Annotated in this window: 18 protein-coding genes and 1 tRNA gene; 7 read left to right on the top strand and 12 right to left on the bottom strand. The window is 65.8% G+C overall.

The annotated features are described in order from the left end of the window. The first annotated feature begins 12 nt into the window (after positions 1-12). The gene (locus AB0L58_RS32905) at positions 13-681 is read left to right on the top strand and encodes an MspA family porin (RefSeq protein ID WP_364392983.1); all 669 of its coding nucleotides are present in this window, start codon (positions 13-15) and stop codon (positions 679-681) included. Between the two features lie 135 nt (positions 682-816). On the opposite strand, the gene mscL is transcribed toward AB0L58_RS32905, so the two are convergent. The 4 genes from mscL to AB0L58_RS32885 form a co-directional block, all read right to left on the bottom strand. After that, positions 817-1224 (bottom strand): large conductance mechanosensitive channel protein MscL, encoded by a 408-nt coding sequence (gene mscL, locus AB0L58_RS32900; RefSeq protein WP_364392979.1) that lies wholly within the window; start codon positions 1222-1224, stop codon positions 817-819. A 109-nt stretch (positions 1225-1333) separates the two neighbouring features. Next, positions 1334-2032 (bottom strand): SAF domain-containing protein, encoded by a 699-nt coding sequence (locus AB0L58_RS32895; RefSeq protein ID WP_364392977.1) that lies wholly within the window; start codon positions 2030-2032, stop codon positions 1334-1336. Between the two features lie 109 nt (positions 2033-2141). Next, complete coding sequence (locus AB0L58_RS32890; RefSeq protein WP_364392974.1) at positions 2142-2438, bottom strand: FmdB family zinc ribbon protein; 297 nt, start codon at positions 2436-2438, stop codon at positions 2142-2144. Positions 2439-2507: 69 nt separating this feature from the next. Then, the gene (locus tag AB0L58_RS32885) at positions 2508-3095 is read right to left on the bottom strand and encodes a 5-formyltetrahydrofolate cyclo-ligase (RefSeq protein ID WP_364393197.1); all 588 of its coding nucleotides are present in this window, start codon (positions 3093-3095) and stop codon (positions 2508-2510) included. Positions 3096-3181: 86 nt separating this feature from the next. On the opposite strand from AB0L58_RS32885, the gene AB0L58_RS32880 reads away from it, so the two are divergent. The 5 genes from AB0L58_RS32880 to AB0L58_RS32860 all read left to right on the top strand — a co-directional run bounded on the left by AB0L58_RS32880 (position 3182) and on the right by AB0L58_RS32860 (position 7852). After that, positions 3182-4138, top strand: coding sequence for a UTP--glucose-1-phosphate uridylyltransferase (locus AB0L58_RS32880; protein ID WP_364392971.1), 957 nt, complete (start codon positions 3182-3184; stop codon positions 4136-4138). Positions 4139-4338: 200 nt separating this feature from the next. After that, positions 4339-5598 (top strand): gephyrin-like molybdotransferase Glp, encoded by a 1260-nt coding sequence (gene glp, locus AB0L58_RS32875; protein WP_364392968.1) that lies wholly within the window; start codon positions 4339-4341, stop codon positions 5596-5598. A gap of 12 nt (positions 5599-5610) precedes the next feature. Then, positions 5611-6261, top strand: a complete 651-nt coding sequence (locus tag AB0L58_RS32870) for a GNAT family protein (RefSeq protein WP_364392966.1) — start codon at positions 5611-5613, stop codon at positions 6259-6261. Between the two features lie 331 nt (positions 6262-6592). Further along, positions 6593-7687, top strand: a complete 1095-nt coding sequence (gene glpR, locus AB0L58_RS32865; protein WP_364392963.1) for a gephyrin-like molybdotransferase receptor GlpR — start codon at positions 6593-6595, stop codon at positions 7685-7687. 92 nt (positions 7688-7779) lie between these two features. Continuing rightward, positions 7780-7852, top strand: a tRNA-Ala gene (locus AB0L58_RS32860). Between the two features lie 223 nt (positions 7853-8075). On the opposite strand, the gene AB0L58_RS32855 is transcribed toward AB0L58_RS32860, so the two are convergent. Both AB0L58_RS32855 and AB0L58_RS32850 read right to left on the bottom strand, forming a co-directional pair. Beyond that, entirely contained in the window at positions 8076-8423 is a 348-nt protein-coding gene (locus tag AB0L58_RS32855; RefSeq protein WP_364392960.1) for an FAD-dependent monooxygenase, read from the bottom strand. A 62-nt stretch (positions 8424-8485) separates the two neighbouring features. Next, positions 8486-9721 (bottom strand): CoA transferase, encoded by a 1236-nt coding sequence (locus AB0L58_RS32850; protein WP_364392957.1) that lies wholly within the window; start codon positions 9719-9721, stop codon positions 8486-8488. A gap of 95 nt (positions 9722-9816) precedes the next feature. Here AB0L58_RS32850 and AB0L58_RS32845 point away from each other — a divergent pair, with 95 nt between their 5' ends. Further along, the gene (locus AB0L58_RS32845) at positions 9817-10587 is read left to right on the top strand and encodes an IclR family transcriptional regulator (RefSeq protein ID WP_364392955.1); all 771 of its coding nucleotides are present in this window, start codon (positions 9817-9819) and stop codon (positions 10585-10587) included. A gap of 31 nt (positions 10588-10618) precedes the next feature. Here the strand turns inward: AB0L58_RS32845 and AB0L58_RS32840 are convergent, their stop codons facing one another. The 6 genes from AB0L58_RS32840 to AB0L58_RS32815 are packed head-to-tail and all read right to left on the bottom strand — an operon-like array spanning position 10619 to position 15656. After that, a complete protein-coding gene (locus AB0L58_RS32840) occupies positions 10619-11383 on the bottom strand; it encodes an SDR family NAD(P)-dependent oxidoreductase (RefSeq protein ID WP_364392952.1) in 765 nt (254 codons plus the stop codon). Between the two features lie 13 nt (positions 11384-11396). Next, positions 11397-12008: an SDR family oxidoreductase gene (locus AB0L58_RS32835; RefSeq protein WP_364392949.1), complete on the bottom strand. Its 612-nt coding sequence runs from the start codon at positions 12006-12008 to the stop codon at positions 11397-11399. A gap of 17 nt (positions 12009-12025) precedes the next feature. Beyond that, a complete protein-coding gene (locus AB0L58_RS32830; protein ID WP_364392946.1) occupies positions 12026-13168 on the bottom strand; it encodes a thiolase family protein in 1143 nt (380 codons plus the stop codon). After that, positions 13165-13587, bottom strand: a complete 423-nt coding sequence (locus AB0L58_RS32825) for a hypothetical protein (protein ID WP_364392943.1) — start codon at positions 13585-13587, stop codon at positions 13165-13167. Before AB0L58_RS32825 ends, AB0L58_RS32830 begins: the two co-directional genes overlap by 4 nt. A 39-nt stretch (positions 13588-13626) precedes the next feature. Continuing rightward, positions 13627-14430, bottom strand: a complete 804-nt coding sequence (locus tag AB0L58_RS32820) for an enoyl-CoA hydratase-related protein (RefSeq protein WP_364392941.1) — start codon at positions 14428-14430, stop codon at positions 13627-13629. After that, a complete protein-coding gene (locus AB0L58_RS32815; protein ID WP_364392938.1) occupies positions 14430-15656 on the bottom strand; it encodes a CoA transferase in 1227 nt (408 codons plus the stop codon). The genes AB0L58_RS32820 and AB0L58_RS32815 overlap by 1 nt, the downstream gene beginning before the upstream one ends. Positions 15657-15874: the final 218 nt, after the last annotated feature.

The following is a 15874-nucleotide window of genomic DNA, read 5'->3' as shown; positions in this document are numbered from 1 at the left end:
GTACTACCAATCATGATCGATCGTAAGTTTGTGGCGCGCGTGGCCGGGCTCGGTGGCGCCGCCGCGCTGGCACTCGGCCTCTTGTCCACCGGTGCGGCGAATGCCGACACCTTCATTCCACTACCGGGCGGTCAAATCGTCAAAACACTTTCCGACGGAACGGTTCTCACCATTCGGCTGGTCGGCGAATCGGCCACTATCAATCCTTCTATGGGTGCGACACCCGTGCACCGCAATGCGTGGGTGTCCGGTAGCGCGCAGGTCGAGGTGACCGATGGCTGGAACGGCGCGATCTTCCCGGGTTATGTCGTCGCCTGCCAGGTGAATATCGACGGTGGCGGTGCCAGCGGTGGTGTCGAGGGCACCGCGGACTGGAGTGGTGACACCGTCACCGGTGGTGTCGGCGCGACCAGCGGCGCCAACCTGAGTCTCGGTCCGGGCCAGGCGCAGTCGTTCTATGTGCTCGATCTCGAGCAGGCCGACGACTTCGGCAACGAGTCGCACAAGAAGCGCAATAAGTTCAAGAATGGCAGCGGCTCGGTCACCTGGGCCGATGAGACCATCGGTCTCAGCGGCTGTGGTGGCTACGCGCAGGCGCGTTCCTTCGTCAGCGTCGAGGTCGAGACGGACAATGTCATCACCTGGACGACGTTGTGGGGGCAGCCGTTCAGTCTCGGCTGAGTATTCCGCTCGAATACGCCGAACGGGCCCGCCGCGTGTGCGACGGGCCCGTTCAGCGTATGGCGCAAGTGGATCAGCGTATCTGATTGTGGCGCAGTCGAATTCCCGTTCATATTGTCGGGCAAGGGAATTCGATCAGAATTCGTGGCGCCCACCCCCGCTGCTCTGGGTGTCGGCGAGCAGGTCGCGGATCTGGATCAGCACCTCGGAATCGCTGAGTTTGGTATCCGGGGTGGTGCCGAACCGCTTCTTCGCGTGCAATGCGGGGAGCACAAGCACGAAGTACAGCACCGCCGCGATGATCACGAAATTGATGGCCGCGGTGATGACCGGACCCACCTGTACAAAGGTCGCCGGTTTATCGGCAACCAACCGGAAACCGAGGCCGATGTCATCCCGTTCGCCGAAGACAGCGAGAATCGGGTTGATGATGCCATTGGTGAACGCGGTGACGATCTCGACGAACGCGGTACCGATCACCACGGCTACTGCCAGGTCAACGACATTTCCGCGGAGTAGGAAATCCTTGAAACCTTTGAGCATTGCCGATATCTCCTCTTCGGGTGGGAGCTGACTCGTTGTGCTCGGCGGTTCGGGCTGCCGTATCGACCGATGCTAGTTGACCTTGATCGCGAATTCTCGGCGAACTCGATCAATGGAAAACCACGGTCAGGGCGGTCCGCAGTGAGGCGGCGGCCACCGCGGTGGCGTGTTCGGCATCCATCGCGACCAGCACGACCCGCTCGGGCGCACCCCGCCGGTCGCCGGGACCGGACACCAACACGACCGCGGCATTGATCGCGAGCAATCGGGCGGGACGGGTGCCGGGACCGCTCTGTTCCTCCGCCCCGATGACATCCACCCGGTCACCCGCCCGCAGTATCTCCGCGACCGCGGTATCGGCCAGCCGAATGGGCACGATGCGGGCATCACCCGCGCCGGTGGCGACCGCCGCCAGTCGCGGACCGAGGATGCGCAGATCGGTGAATACCTCGCCGGTGCGCATGGCGCCGGTCAGTGTCGCGCCGACCAGGACGGCGATGTCGCCGATCGCGCCGGCGGGCAGTGCGCCGGATTCGAGCGGTGTAGAGCGCAGATCGGTGGCTTCGAGCAGATGCCCCGGTGGCAGATCGTGTCCGGCGACCACGACTTCGGTGCGCGCACTGTGAGGATCACCACGCAGGAACAGAACGATCGCGAGTGCGGTGAGTGCCGCCGCGAGCAGGCGCCGGGCCAGTAGCGCATCCGCCCACGGCGGTCGATTCCAGATCGCCGAGCGCAGCGAGTCGCCGCGGCCGAGATCGGCGAAGGACCGGGTCTTGCCGGACGGAATGATGCCCAGGGAAGCCATGCCGCGAGCCTATGGTCACCGGCCATGCGACTCGCCCGAGAAAGGCGGGCCCTGTGGATGGCGACAGCCCTGGGGATAACTCCCGCAGGGCTGGTTTACCAGGTGAAAGTCAGCTGGCGACGGCCGTGCTCGTGGTGCTGGAGCTGCTCGACGAACCGGAATCGGAACTCGACGCGGAGCTGCTGGCACCGCTGTCCGACTTGGCGGGCTCGCTGGCGGTCGACGACCCGCCGCGGCTGTCGGTGCGATAGAAACCGCTGCCCTTGAACACGATGCCAACCGAGTTGAAGAGCTTGCGCAGCTTGCCCGAGCACTCCGAGCAGACGCTCAGCGCCTCATCGGTGAAGGACTGAACGATGTCGAAGCGGTTGTCACACTGGGTGCACGCATATGAATAAGTTGGCACTGGATCCTCCGCATGGTACGTCAACCTGGCACTCTACAGCCGACAGTGCCAACACCGCTAATCGGCATTTCATTCCGCATCCGTATCACTACCCAATCGATGCAGCCCGCCGCGCGGTGTGAGGGCCCAGCCCATGCGCAGATCGTGCGGCTCCTCGGGAAGCCGGTCGAGCAGTTCGTCGTCGCGGACCACCGCGATCAACCGCGCCGTCGGCCGGGCCGCGGGCAACGTCCGATCGTAGTATCCCGCGCCGCGGCCGAGCCGAACACCGCGGCGGTCCACCGCAAGCGCCGGGACCAGGATCAGCTCCGCCAATGTGATCGCATCGGCGAGCACCGCGCCCACGGGTTCCAGCAGTCCGAATTCGGCGCGCCGGAGGGCATCGGCACCGGTGAACTCGGCCCATTGCAGTGGTCCCGGCGGTCCGGTGACGGGCAGCAAGACCCGGGCGCCCGCCGCGCGCAGTGCTGTCAGCATCGCTGTCGATCCGGGTTCACCGCGCACCGGCACGTACGCGCACACCCAGGCGGGGACGTCCAGTTCGGTGACACTGTGGGCCAACTCACGTGCCTCGGATGCCTGGTCGGCACTGGTCATCGCGGCCCGTCGCGCAATGATTTCGGCCCGCCAGGCATGTTTGTCGCGCTCGCCGGGCATCTCCACAGGGATCACCTTAAGCTCACCGGGACCCGAGTCGGCGTGATGGCCGGTTCGGGCCTGTAATGGATGGATAGGGTAGGCGTATGACAACAAAGGCCGGACAATCCGCGAATGGCGCGGCCGTGTCGTGTTTCCGCACGGCCGTCGTGCCCGCGGCCGGGCTCGGGACGCGGTTCCTGCCCGCGACCAAGACCGTGCCCAAGGAGTTGCTGCCGGTGGTGGACACTCCCGGCATCGAACTGGTCGCGACGGAAGCCGCCGATTCCGGTGCGGAGCGGCTGGTCATCGTGACCTCGCCGGGTAAAGACGGTGTGGTCGCACACTTCGTAGAGGACTTGGTGCTGGAGAGCACGCTCGCCGAGCGCGGCAAGTTCCACCTATTGGAGAAGGTGCGCAAGGCGCCCGCGCTGCTGGATGTCACCTCGGTGGTCCAGGACGAGCCGCTCGGCCTCGGCCACGCGGTCGCCCAGGCCGAGGGCGCCCTCGATGATGACGAGGACGCCATCGCCGTACTGCTGCCCGACGACCTGGTGCTGCCGTGTGGCGTGCTCGATGTGATGAGCCGGGTCCGGCGCAAGCGCGGCGGAACTGTGCTGTGCGCCATCGACGTTCCCAAGGACGAGGTCAGCGCCTACGGCGTCTTCGACGTCGCGCCGGTGCCCGATGCGGTGAATCCGAATGTGCTGCGGGTCAACGGAATGGTGGAGAAGCCCGCGCTCGCGGACGCACCGTCGACCTACGCGGCCGCGGGCCGATACCTGTTGGACCGCGCCATCTTCGACGCGTTGCGCCGAATCGAACCGGGCACGGGCGGCGAGCTGCAACTCACCGATGCGATCGCACTGCTCATCGAGGAGGGCCATCCGGTCCACGTGGTAGTCCACCGTGGGTCGCGCCACGATTTGGGCAACCCGGGCGGTTATCTTCGTGCTGCGGTCGATTTCGCTTTGGAACGAGAGGAATACGGCCCCACCCTGCGGGAGTGGCTGCAGCACCGGCTCAGTGCGGACTGGGACCCACAGCTGACGACCTACGACTGATAGGCGCGGGCGTCGGGTTTCGCCGATAGTGGACCGTCGGGTACGAATGATGGTTCATCTGCGGTGTGAGCGACGGGCTCGGAGGCGGCAGCTTGCGTAACCACGCAGAGCCCCGGGAACACCGCGGATCGGCAGAGCCGCGCGGGTTCGGTTGCGCGGTCGCGGAATCGGGTCGGTGCGGAGAGATCAGGAAGGGCTGGATGCGCTCGGTTGAGGATCAGCAGATCAAGGTGACGGCCGCGGCGGTCGCGCCCCGGCCGGTCCGGGTCGCGATCTCCGAGGCCCAGGGTCTGCTGTGTGCCGAGGATGTCGTCACCGAGCGGCCGCTGCCCGGATTCGATCAGGCCGCGATCGATGGGTACGCGGTGCGCAGTGTCGATGTGTCCGCCGCCGGCACCGATATCCGCGACGAGGACGGCGAATTGGTCGATCTGACACTGCCGGTGGTCGGTGAGGTGGTCGCCGGTTCCAAACAGCCGATCCGATTGCAGCCGCGCCAGACCGTCCGGGTCGACACCGGTGCACCGCTGCCGACGCTGGCCGATGCCGTGCTGCCCTTGGATTTCACCGATGGTGGCCGGGCCAGGATCAAGGTGTACGAACCGGTCCGATCCGGCGACTATGTCCGGCGCATCGGTGACGATGTGCAGCCCGGCGATGTCGCGGTGCGTGCGGGCACCATCATCGGTGCGCCGCAGGTCGGTCTGCTCGCAGCGGTCGGTCAGGACAAGGTGCTGGTCCATCCTCGGCCGCGGCTGTCGGTGATCTCGGTGGGCGGCGAATTGATCGATATCGATCGCACGCCTGGACCGGGCCAGGTCTACGACGTGAATTCGTATGCGCTCGCCGCGGCCGCGCGCGATGCGGGTGCGGATGTGAACCGGGTAGGCATCGTGAGTTCGGATCCGCGGCGGCTGCGCGATGTGGTGGAGGGGCAACTGGTTCGTTCCGAGGTCGTGGTGATCGCGGGTGCCATCGGCGGGTGGGCTTCGGAACAGGTCCGCGAGGCACTCGAGGGCCTCGGTGACCTCGAAATCACCAGGGTCGCCATGCATCCCGGCTCCGTACAGGGTTTCGGGCGGCTCGGGCGCGATGAAGTGCCGACCTTTCTTCTGCCGTCGAATCCCGTTGGGGCACTGGTGGTTTTCGAGGTCATGGTGCGACCGCTGATCCGAATCGCGTTGGGGCGCAGACATCCCATGCGCCGGATCATTCGCGCCAGGACAATCACGCCGATCACTTCGATCGCCGGACGCAAGGGTTACCTGCGCGCGCAACTCATGCGCGATGAGGCCACCGGCGACTACCTGGTGCAGCCGCTCGGCGGCGGCGCGGGCGGTTCGTCGCATCTGCTCGCGACGCTGGCCGAGGCGAACAGTCTGATCGTGCTCGACCCGGACGACACCGAGATCAGAACCGGTGACGAAGTCCGGGTCGCATTTCTCGCACAGCGCGGCTGAGGCGTGGAGACGATGAACGTATTCCGGGTTACGCAGCATCCCGGTTGGCCCGCGCATCTGGGACCGGTGCGCGTCGCGGCCGGGGAGGTGACATTGCGTCCGGTGCGGTTGCGTGACGCGGCGGCGTGGAGCCGGATCCGCTTACACGACAGGGCGCATCTGGAGCCGTGGGAGCCGACCGGGCGCGGTGCCTGGGAGGCGCGCAACCACGCGTCGAACTGGCCGTCACTGTGGTCGAGTCTGAAGGCCGAGGCAAGGCGCGGCGCGATGATTCCGCTCGTGATCGAGGTCGACGGCGCGTTCAGCGGACAGTTGACCATCGGCAATATCGTGCGCGGCGCGCTGCGTTCGGCGTGGATCGGTTATTGGGTCGCCAAGGATTTGGGTGGTCAGGGCGTGGCGACGGCCGCGTTGGCGCTCGGGCTCGACCATTGCTTCGGACCTGCCGGATTGCATCGAGTCGAGGCGACTGTGCGGCCGGAAAACCTTGCCAGCCAAGCGGTTCTGCGCAATGTCGGGTTCCGCGAGGAGGGGCTGCTCAAGCGGTATCTGGATGTCGACGGGGCCTGGCGTGATCACCTGCTGGTCGGCATCACCGTCGAGGAGGTGGCGGGGACCGTCGTCGATCGTTTGGTGCGCGATGGTCGGGCCACATTGCCCTGAAATCGGACACCTGCACGTCCGTACCGTTTCCGACGCGCCCGGCCGACCTCGGCGCGCGGCGAAAATGGTGGAACTGTGACAGGTGTGGCGTATGTGGACGGCGCGCCTGACCGAAGTTGGTGCGACACGGAATTAACCTACGGACGTCGGAGGTGCGTCCCGTGCCACCGGCAACCAGCTTGTGAGGCAGTGCCGAATACGCCTCACGGCGGCCGGACGTCCGTCCGTCCGAGGCGTTTTGCGGCGAGCGAACGCACCGCGACGGGGCGCGGTGCGACCCGGTCGAAAGGCCGAGCGGACGATGCGGCGGGGACGGAGGTGCAGAGGCGAAATGCCGAATTCGATCCTATGGATTGGCCTGGTCGTGCTCTGGGTCTTCGTGCTGTTCCCGATCCTCGCCGACCGGCACCCGAGGATCAGGCAGACGACCGACGCGGCGCTGGCGACCCGCGTATTGCACCGCGGAGGTTCCAAGCGGCGCACCAGGAGTGGTCCGGCCGCCGGACACGACAGCGATCCGGATTACCGGCCGACCCGAGTGCAGAGAAGGCTTTCCCACAGCGATGATGCGGAGGACCGGATGACCCCACCGGCCGACGAGCAGGTCACCGAGGACGACGATCCCGCGGACAACCCGCCCGAAGCCAGGTCGGAATCCGATGCCGAAATCGACGATCGGGACGGTGAATCCGACGAGTTCGACGGTGCCGACGACGAATTCGATACCGCGGATAACGAATTCGACGACGCCGAGCTCGATGCCGCCGAATCCGACGATGCCGAAATCGCAACGGCCCGAACGGCTGCGAACCAGCGGGCGACCGTCGATGATGACCGGGTGGCGGTAGAGCACACCGAACCGGCTGGTGCCCGGATCCCCCTGGCCCGGACGGCGGCGCCCGCTCGATTCGACGAATCCGATTCCGACGATTCGGATTTCGTGCCGACCCGGCGCGGACGCGGCGGCTTCGACCCGGAGGCCGATGCCATCGCGCGCGCGGCCCGCTACACCTTCCGTCAGCGCGCGGTGCTCGGTCTCGTCCTGGCCGCCCTCGCCTTCGGCGGACTCTCGGTGGCGCTGAGCCCGATGTTCTGGTGGGGCTGCGGCGGCTCGGCCCTCGTCCTGGTGACCTACCTGGCGTACCTACGCAAGCAGGTCCGCATGGAGGAGGAAATCCGCCGCCGTCGACTCGCCCGCTTGGCCCGCAGCCGCGGCGAGCACATCGAGGCGGAGCGCGAGGCCGAGCAGCGCGCCAAACAGCGCGTCATGGACCGCGACACCGCCCGCGCCCTCCGCCGCCGCTCCGCCCTCATCGAGGTCGACGACGAAGACCCCATGTTCGAACACCTGGAAGCCTTCGACCCCGCCACCGCCCGCGCCCTCCGCCGTGGCGCCAGCGATATGCGCCGCGCCGCCGGTGCCTGACCCGAATCGCATCCGCCCAGGTCAACCATGCGATTCGGAGTCTGCCCACCCAGCCTGCTACAGTGTCACAGCGCGGTTCCCCGGAGCCGCACGGGGCTATAGCGCAGTTGGTAGCGCGTCTCGTTCGCATCGAGAAGGTCAGGGGTTCGATTCCCCTTAGCTCCACAAAAAACCCAGGTCAGGCTCGGTTTTAACCAGGTCTGACCTATTTTATTTGGCCCGACCCCACGGAAACCCCACGGTTTGCATTCTGGTTTGTATCGGATGGCCCGGTGGGTGTGGTGATTCTGGGCATCCATAAGCCCGCAGCCGAGTTCGGGTGCACCCGATGCGGCGTGAGCGGACATCGTCCGGCGGTAGGTACCGAAGCGTCGTCCCTCTCGCCACGTTATGTGACATAGCCGGCGAACCCGGCCTGCGGGTCCCACCCGGCGGCGGCCAGTTCTCCGGCTAGCAGGTAGGCACCGACCAGGGCCAGCCCGGTGCCCTGGCCGGACATCGGTGACGAGTTGAACGCCGCGTCTCCGAGCGGGCCCACTCGTCCGCTCGACCAGCGGTCCATCACCACCTGGGCGACCTGGTCGAGGTAGAAGTCCGGGGCCGCGTCCAGGTGCGCGAGGATACGCGGGGTCAACCAGCCCAGGCCGGCCATCCGCTCGTGCAGCAGGCGCTTCTGGGCCGCGACGTCGCGGTACTCGACCTCGAGGTCGGCCGCGGCGAAGGAGAACATGGCCATCGCCCGGGTGGCGTCCTGGATCGGGCGCAGACCGGCGGAGCGCCCGCTCGCCTGGTAGTCGATCAGCCAGCGGTCCAGCCCGAACTCGTTGGGCGCACGGTGGCACCGGTTATCGCGAACCGCTCGGTATCGTGTCCAGACTCGGCGACGCTCTCGCCTGGTCCGACCGAAAGTTCAGCGAAACGGTATGGCGCCCCGGGAATTCGGACTCGGTGTCCTTCCACCTCGACTTCGCGGAAGTAGTGACGAGCCTGTAGCTGTGGGTTTTCGAGAAGGTCTTCGGGCATGGACACCGGAGCCACACTCACTCCGTGGCGTTGGCCGTCTTCGTAGAGTTCGCGTTTCGTGCGTGGCGTTGTCAGCTGCTCGAGCAGTCGGCGGAATTCGTTGATGGCTTCGGGCGTGCGTCGCCAGAGCCGATCGCGCCAGCGATTCTCGGCGAGGATCCGTGCCTCGGTTACTCCTGCCTCATCGAGCCATTCGATGAGGCCGTCCCAGCCCAGGGGGCGTCCGCCGAGTCCGCCGACGACGTAGATGTAGCCATCACGGCAGGCGAACAGTCCTGTCCCGGCCTCCTTGGGGTTGCTTCCGGCTCTGCTGCGGATTTCGCCTTCCAGGTCGTAGTACTGGATGGCGTTTTCGAGCGAATGAGTGACTGCCTCCTGCGCGGAGACGTCGACGAGCTGGCCGTGACCGCTGTCCTCATCGGCCAATAATGCGATCAGTCCACCAATCGCTGCATGGAGGCTGGCGGCGACGGCGCTTTGCCTGCCGACCGGTCGCACAGGCGCTCGGTCGGGGTCGCCAGCCAGTCCCAGCAAGCCTCCTGCGGCGAGCAAGGCGAGATCGTCGGCGGGACGGTCCGCCCACGGCCCGTTGAGGCCGTACGGGCTGACGTTGATATGCGTCAGCGATGGAAATCGGGCTGCGATGTCGTGCGGGTCCAGGCCGGCTGATCGAAGATTCGCGGGTGACTCCGATGTGATCAATACCTGCGCCGAGGCCAGGAGATTCGTGAGCGTCGGGCTGCGGAGTCCCGATGCCAGGTCAGCGATCTCGATACTGCGCTTGCCGACGTTGTGAAAGATCCATTCGGCCGAATACCTCGGTAGGACAGCTGCGCCGATTTGCCGGTCGGGGTGCCCGCCGATCGGTTCGGGGCGAATCACCTCGGCGCCGAGGTCGGCATAGAGCCGTCCAACGTAGCTCCCCAGCGAAGTGCTCAGGTCGACCACCCGGACTCCCCGCATCGGACCGCTGGCGGGGCACTGCGCATTCACGAAGTCAGTTTCGTACATACGAAGTACGATACGGATGGTGGTGCTGTTTGAACAGGCCTCGGCGCTATTGGGGCCGAATAGGATCGAGCAACGGACATGATGGGAGCAACACTATGAACGCGTCGCGGATCGACCGCGCGTTGGCGGTACTGGGGTATCTGGCCCATCACCATGAGGGTCGTAGTCTCAAGCACCTCAGCTCGGACCTCGATCTGCCGATGAGCAGTACTTACGACCTGATGCAGGCTCTTGTGGAGATCGGCGCGGTGCGTGTGGCCGGTCCGCGAACGTATGCGATCGGACCGCGCGCGGTGACCATCGCGCTGACGGTGGTGGATTCTCTGAGCTTGCGGGAGGTGGCGCGCCCGTTCCTCACGGCGCTGTGCGAGGAGATCAACGAAAATGTGTACCTGGGAATCCGGGTGGGCGATGGCGTGACGTATGCCGATCGATACGAGGCTTCGCAGCCGCTGGCCGTGGTGATGCAACTCGGTGGCGCTCGGCCGATGCACGGTTCGGCGGTGGGGAAACTATTGGCGGCGTTCAATCCGGATCTGGAAGCCAAGGTGCTCAGTGCCCCTCATCTGGAACCGCTCACCCCATTCACGATCGTCGACCGCGATCGGTTGAAGGCCGAGTACGCCAGAATCCGCGAACAGGGCTACGCCGTAACCGACGGGGAAAGTGTGGAGGGAATCACAGGTATTGCCACTCCTATCCTGAATGCCGCGGGCAAAGTCGAAGCGGCAGTGCATGTGTCGGCGCCCCGCGGCCGATTGGCCAGCGATCGTCTGCCGCTGGTACGGGATCTCATGCAAGACGCCGGGAGGCAGGTTTCGCTGCAACTCGGCGCTCGCGTCGAAGAATGGCCGGTGGCGGGTTGATCGCTGACATCAATCCGCCACCGAGGCGAATTCAGGACCGGCTGTTCGCAGGTCGGGCATAAAGACTCTTCCCGCCGCATACATAGAGCACTTGCCCGGTCGCCGATCGTGCCGACTCGGATACGAGGAAGTTGGTGGCCCAGGCGACATCGTCAGCATGTCCGATCGTTCCGGTGGGCTGTGCCCGCATCAGTCGCTGCATCACTTCTGGTGGCTCGGCCCGCAGGAGCGGAGTATCGATGAGCCCGGGTGCGATGCAGTTCACCGTGATCCCGTATTTCGCGAGTTCGATCGCCAGCGCCCGGGTCGTCGAGACCACGCCGCCCTTCGACGCGGAATACGGCAGTTGGCCCCACCATCCCAGCCATGCTCGGGAGGATATGTTGACGATCCGTCCGCTTCGACGCGGGATCATCGACCGTGCCGCTGCTTGCGAGCAATACGCGACCCCACTCAGATTCACCCCGATCGTGCGTTCCCAAATGTGTTCGCTCATCTTGCGAACACTCGTGTCGATGCTCATGCCAGCGTTGTTCACGAGGATGTCGACCGATCCGATCGCGTCTTCGGCGGCTTCGAACATGGCAGTAACCGAGGCCGGCCGCATCACGTCGACCTGCAGTCCGGTGGCGTCGAGTCCGTCCGCGCGCAATTGGGCGGCCGCGGTGTCGGCCTTGTCGGCGTTGAGATCGGCCAGAACAACGCGAGCCCCTTGCTCGGCGAGTCGGGCCGCGATCGCCAATCCCATGCCTTGGGCGCCGCCGGTGACGATGGCGGATTTGTCGGTGAGATTCATGCGGTGCTTCCTTTCACACCGACAGGCTCGACAGCAGCGACGAACCGCCACAGCAATAGAAGACCTGACCGGTGATGTAGCGGCTGCGAGGGTCGGAGAAGAACGCGATCGAACCGGCAACGTCGCCACCGCTCACCGCGTGAGGTAGGAGCGCGGGTCGGTCATCCTCGTCGACCCCAGCGTGGTCGCGGAGGACAGCTGCGGGCACGGCGACCACGTTGACCGTGATGCCTTCGGAGGCATAGCGCAGCGCGAGGCTTCGCGCAGTCGCAACAAGGGCGGCCGAAGTGGCCGCGATGCGCGGGCGCCCCGCAGATCCCAGGAGGTCGGCCGACACGGTGACAACGACGGCGCCACCAACGCCAGTGAAGGCCGTGGCGGCTCGGGCGCAGATGTCGATGAGCACTGTGCTCGAGTCGCCACAGTCGTCGTGGTAGAGCGCGGGGATGTAGATGATCGCGGTCAGCGGGTCAACTCGATGATCCGCGCGCAACGCGATTTCGGTGTCGTTGCCGGTGTCGACCGACCAGGACTGGTTCTGCAGGTGGTCGGCCACGTCGACGGCGAGTTGGGTCCGCATGTCGATGACGGCCGCGGTGCGCGGGTGGTCGGTGATATGTGGCATCGGCGGTCTCTCCTGGTTCAGTCCGCGGTCAGGACATGGATGGTGCAGGCACCGTTGTCGACGCCGAAGATTCCGCCGCCGGTGGTGTGCGTCAGAGCCACGGTGGCACCTGGTACCTGCAGCGGTCCTGCGGTTCCGGTGAGCTGCCAGTACGCTTCGCAGATTTGGCTGACTCCGGTCGCGCCGACCGGGTGGCCACGGGAGAGCAATCCGCCGCTGGGGCTGACGGCGATTCGGCCGTCTCGATCGAATTCGCCGGCGTCCACGGCGGCGTGGGCCTTCCACCGCTCGGCGATTCCGAGTGCTTCGGCGTGCAGCAGTTCGGCGATGGAGAACGCGTCGTGCAGTTCGACGAGGTCGAGATCGTTCGGTTCGATGCCCGCCATCTGATAGGCGGCACGTGCAGCGCGCTCGGTGATATCGGGCCAGGTCATGTCACGGAAGGATGTGTGGAACGTCCCAGATTTGACGACGCTCGCGCGGACTCGCACGACGTCGGCGGCCAGGGTGCGCGCGACCTCGGCGTTGCACAGCAGTACCGCTGCGGCACCGTCGCTATTGGGGCAGCAGTGCAGGAGCTTGAGTGGATCGGCGACCGGTCGTGACAAAGCCACATCCTCGGGGGTAACGGCTTTCTGGAAATGGGCGCGGGCGTTGTCGGCGCCGTTGGCGCGGTTCTTGACCGAAATGCGGTCGAGCACTTGGGAGTCGGCGCCACTCTCGTGCACATACCGCTGTGCCCGCATGGCGTAGGTCGCCGGCATGACGACACCTTGTGCGGTTTCGGCGTCGGCGGTGGTCAACGGCAGAGCTCCACCGCCGAACGTGGACAATTGGTCGACACCGACGACGACCGCGCTTTCGGCGGTTCCCGCAGCGATGGCCTGGAAGGCGAGGTTGACTGCGGATCCGCCACTGGCACACGCATTCTCGACCGAGAAGACCGGCTGTCCCGAGATGCCGGCACGTTGCAGCACGCGTTGGGCTATCAGCGACCCGCCGTATACCGATCCCACGAAGCCGATATCGATGTGTTCCGGGTTGAGGCCCACGGAGTTGATGAGGTCGAGCGCCGCAGTTCCGCCCAGTTCCGCCGGGCTGCTGTCTTCGTGCTTGCCGAACGGCATGACGGCCGCGGCGACAAGGTAGACGCCGTTCATCGCTGGCTCTCCTGGGTGATCAGGTCGGGTTGTGCGCGGTAAGACCACAGCTCGACGTCGTCGGCGGTGCCGATCCGGCCCAGCACCAGTCGGACCGGCGTATCCGGGTCGAGTGAGCGATCGCTGTCGGTGTGCATGAGCACCCGCACTCTGTCGATGTCGATGTAGGACAAGACGTAGCTCTTGGGCCACGCGCCGCTACCAACGTGCACGTGGCTGGAGGCGTACGCGATGCCGGTGTTTCCGGTCCGGTTCTGGGTGAGATCGTGCGAGGCGCACGACGAGCACGCGAACCGCGGGGGAAACCATCGCTTCCCACAGTGGTTGCAGTCGCTGACGCGTAGTTGGAGCCCGCCTGTCGGCGGCTGTACATACCAGTCCTCGCCGACGTACTGGCGGTCTGGGAGTGAAGTAGACACGGGGTCCTCTCGGATCGGTGGGCGTTCTTGTCGAGTTGGTCAGCGTCCGCGGTAGGTCGGCTTTCGTTTGTCGCCGAATGCTCGGCGTCCTTCGGCGCGGTCGTCGGTGTCGCGCAGGGCGCCCCACAACATCTGCTCGATTGCGATGGACCGGCTCAACGGGACGTCGTCGGCGGTGCGTGACATGGCTGTGATCGCTCGTACGGCGAGGGGGCCGTTGGCGACGATGCGTTGGGCGGTCGCTTGCGCGAGGTCCGGCAAACGGTCGGACTCGACGACATCGCTGACCAACCCGACGCGCAGCGCTTCTGCTGCGTCGATGCGGTCGCCGGTCAGGGCGATCTTCATCGCCACGGCGCGAGGGACTGCGCGCAACAGATTCGACACTCCGCCGGCCCCGGGCACGCTGGCCCACCGAGCCTCGGGCAGGCCGAAGGTGGCGTTGGACGAGGCGATCCTGAGGTCGCACTGCAGCGCGAGTTCGAGACCGCCACCGAGGGCATGGCCGTTGACCGCGGCGATAATCGGCTTGGTGAGACCGAGGTCGTCCCACACCATCGCGCGGACGTAGGAACCGTTGTCGACGCCGGTCTGGAGCGCGGAGAAGTAGCTCGACGCGAAGGCCGAATCCGGCGGGGAGGTGTTCTTGAGGTCGGCACCGGCGCAGAATGCCTTGTCACCGGCACCGGTGAGTATGGCCACCAACGCGGTGTCGTCATCGCGGAAGCCGATCAGCGCTGCGCGGAACTGCATGATCGCGTCTGGATCCAGGGCGTTGAAGACTTCTGGACGATTCAAGCGGATCACTCGGATCGGACCGTGGTCCTCGGTTTGGATCTTCATCAGCCGAGCACTCCTTCGGCATGTGCGTGCTCATACTCGGCAGTGCTCACGCCGAGTAGAGCTGTACAGACTTCTCGCGAATGTGCGCCGAGCATCGGCGCGGCAGATCGCAAACGACCTGGGGTGCGACCGAGCCGGTAGGGAATGTTGTTGTAAATCGAGGGCCCCATCACCGGATGGTCGAGGCTCACGAAGTGACCGCGAGCGCGCAGCTGTGGATCGCGACACATCAGGTCCTCGCTGTTTGCTACGGCAGCTGCTGGTATACCCGCCTCGCAGAGCGCCTCGGCGAGTTCGAACGATTGGAATCGTGCGGTGCGAGTACTGATCTCATTGTCGAGCTCGGCACGGTTTCGGCGCCGCAGGCCCACGGACTCGAATCCCGACCCAGCCTCGGCCAGGTCGGCGGCGTCGAGCACGCTCGCGCATTTCGCCCACTGTGCGTCGCCGGTGACCGTGATGGTGCACCACGCGTCTGTGCCGGCGCAGGGATAAACGCCCGATGGTGCTGCCTCGAGGTCGGCGTTGCCCATGCGCTCCACCGGCAGGCCATTAGCCGCCGCCACCATCGCGGGCCCGATCGCGTTGATCGTCGATTCGAGTTGTGCCAGTTCGATATAGCTTCCCTGCCCGGTGTGGCGTCGGTGTCGCAGTGCTGCGAGCAATGCGATCGCGCCGTGCAGCGGATTGGGTACATGATCGGGATAGTTGGTGCCGGTGCCGACTGGGAGTCGGTCTGGATAGCCGCTGAGTCCGAGTAGGCCACCTACAGCGCCGATCGACAATCCATATCCGCGGAACCCCTTGTGCGGGCCCGCGTTGCCTTGCATCGGCATCTCCAGGTAGATGATGTCGCCGCGCACCGCGCGCGCCGCCGCATAGCCGACGCCGAGGCGATCCATCGTTCCCGGCGTGAAGTTGTTCACGACGATGTCGCTCTTGGCGATCAGTCGCAGGGCCAGCTCCCGACCGAACTCATCACGCAGATCCAGGCAGATCGATTTTTTGCTGGAGTTCCGGTTGGCGAAGTACCCGCTTCGATCGACACCCGCTATGCGATGTCGGAACGGCGGCATGCTCCGGATGACGTCGGTGCGCGTCCGCGACTCCACCTTGATCACTTCCGCGCCGTGATCGGCGAGCGGTTTCGTCATGAACGGTCCGGCGCCGACCCAGGAGAAGTCTGCGATCCGAATACCGGTCAACGGGAGCGTAGAAGCAGGCACCGTCAATCCTTCACTTCGTAGTTACGAATTCAGATTCGAGTTTGCGATGTTCGCTGGTGAAAGTCAACGGCCCGGACAGAACCGGCGTCAACGGGGCAAATAGGCAAGCCGGGGTGGCGCATGCCGGCGGCTGCGACCCCCGGCCGCGCCGCAGGCGATCCGATGCGAAACGGACCGGCGCGAGCTTCACCCGCGCTGAAAATTGTGGAGCTTCCACG

The organism is Nocardia sp. NPDC052112, from assembly GCF_040680135.1.
Lineage (GTDB): Bacteria > Actinomycetota > Actinomycetes > Mycobacteriales > Mycobacteriaceae > Nocardia.
Note: the sequence above shows the minus strand (reverse complement) of the source record. Positions and strands in the feature narration are given on the sequence as shown.

Excerpts from the sequence above, each read along its gene's own strand:
- AB0L58_RS32840 (WP_364392952.1), bottom strand. The coding sequence starts at position 11,383 with ATGAATCTCACCGACAAATCCGCCATCGTCACCGGCGGCGCCCAAGGC.
- AB0L58_RS32870 (WP_364392966.1), top strand. The coding sequence starts at position 5,611 with ATGAACGTATTCCGGGTTACGCAGCATCCCGGTTGGCCCGCGCATCTG.
- AB0L58_RS32845 (WP_364392955.1), top strand. The coding sequence starts at position 9,817 with ATGAACGCGTCGCGGATCGACCGCGCGTTGGCGGTACTGGGGTATCTG.
- AB0L58_RS32820 (WP_364392941.1), bottom strand. The coding sequence starts at position 14,430 with ATGAAGATCCAAACCGAGGACCACGGTCCGATCCGAGTGATCCGCTTG.
- AB0L58_RS32885 (WP_364393197.1), bottom strand. The coding sequence starts at position 3,095 with ATGCCCGGCGAGCGCGACAAACATGCCTGGCGGGCCGAAATCATTGCG.
- AB0L58_RS32895 (WP_364392977.1), bottom strand. The coding sequence starts at position 2,032 with ATGGCTTCCCTGGGCATCATTCCGTCCGGCAAGACCCGGTCCTTCGCC.
- glpR (WP_364392963.1), top strand. The coding sequence starts at position 6,593 with ATGCCGAATTCGATCCTATGGATTGGCCTGGTCGTGCTCTGGGTCTTC.
- AB0L58_RS32880 (WP_364392971.1), top strand. The coding sequence starts at position 3,182 with ATGACAACAAAGGCCGGACAATCCGCGAATGGCGCGGCCGTGTCGTGT.
- AB0L58_RS32905 (WP_364392983.1), top strand. The coding sequence starts at position 13 with ATGATCGATCGTAAGTTTGTGGCGCGCGTGGCCGGGCTCGGTGGCGCC.
- AB0L58_RS32850 (WP_364392957.1), bottom strand. The coding sequence starts at position 9,721 with ATGTACGAAACTGACTTCGTGAATGCGCAGTGCCCCGCCAGCGGTCCG.
- AB0L58_RS32830 (WP_364392946.1), bottom strand. The coding sequence starts at position 13,168 with ATGAACGGCGTCTACCTTGTCGCCGCGGCCGTCATGCCGTTCGGCAAG.
- AB0L58_RS32835 (WP_364392949.1), bottom strand. The coding sequence starts at position 12,008 with ATGCCACATATCACCGACCACCCGCGCACCGCGGCCGTCATCGACATG.
- mscL (WP_364392979.1), bottom strand. The coding sequence starts at position 1,224 with ATGCTCAAAGGTTTCAAGGATTTCCTACTCCGCGGAAATGTCGTTGAC.
- AB0L58_RS32855 (WP_364392960.1), bottom strand. The coding sequence starts at position 8,423 with ATGGCCATGTTCTCCTTCGCCGCGGCCGACCTCGAGGTCGAGTACCGC.
- glp (WP_364392968.1), top strand. The coding sequence starts at position 4,339 with ATGCGCTCGGTTGAGGATCAGCAGATCAAGGTGACGGCCGCGGCGGTC.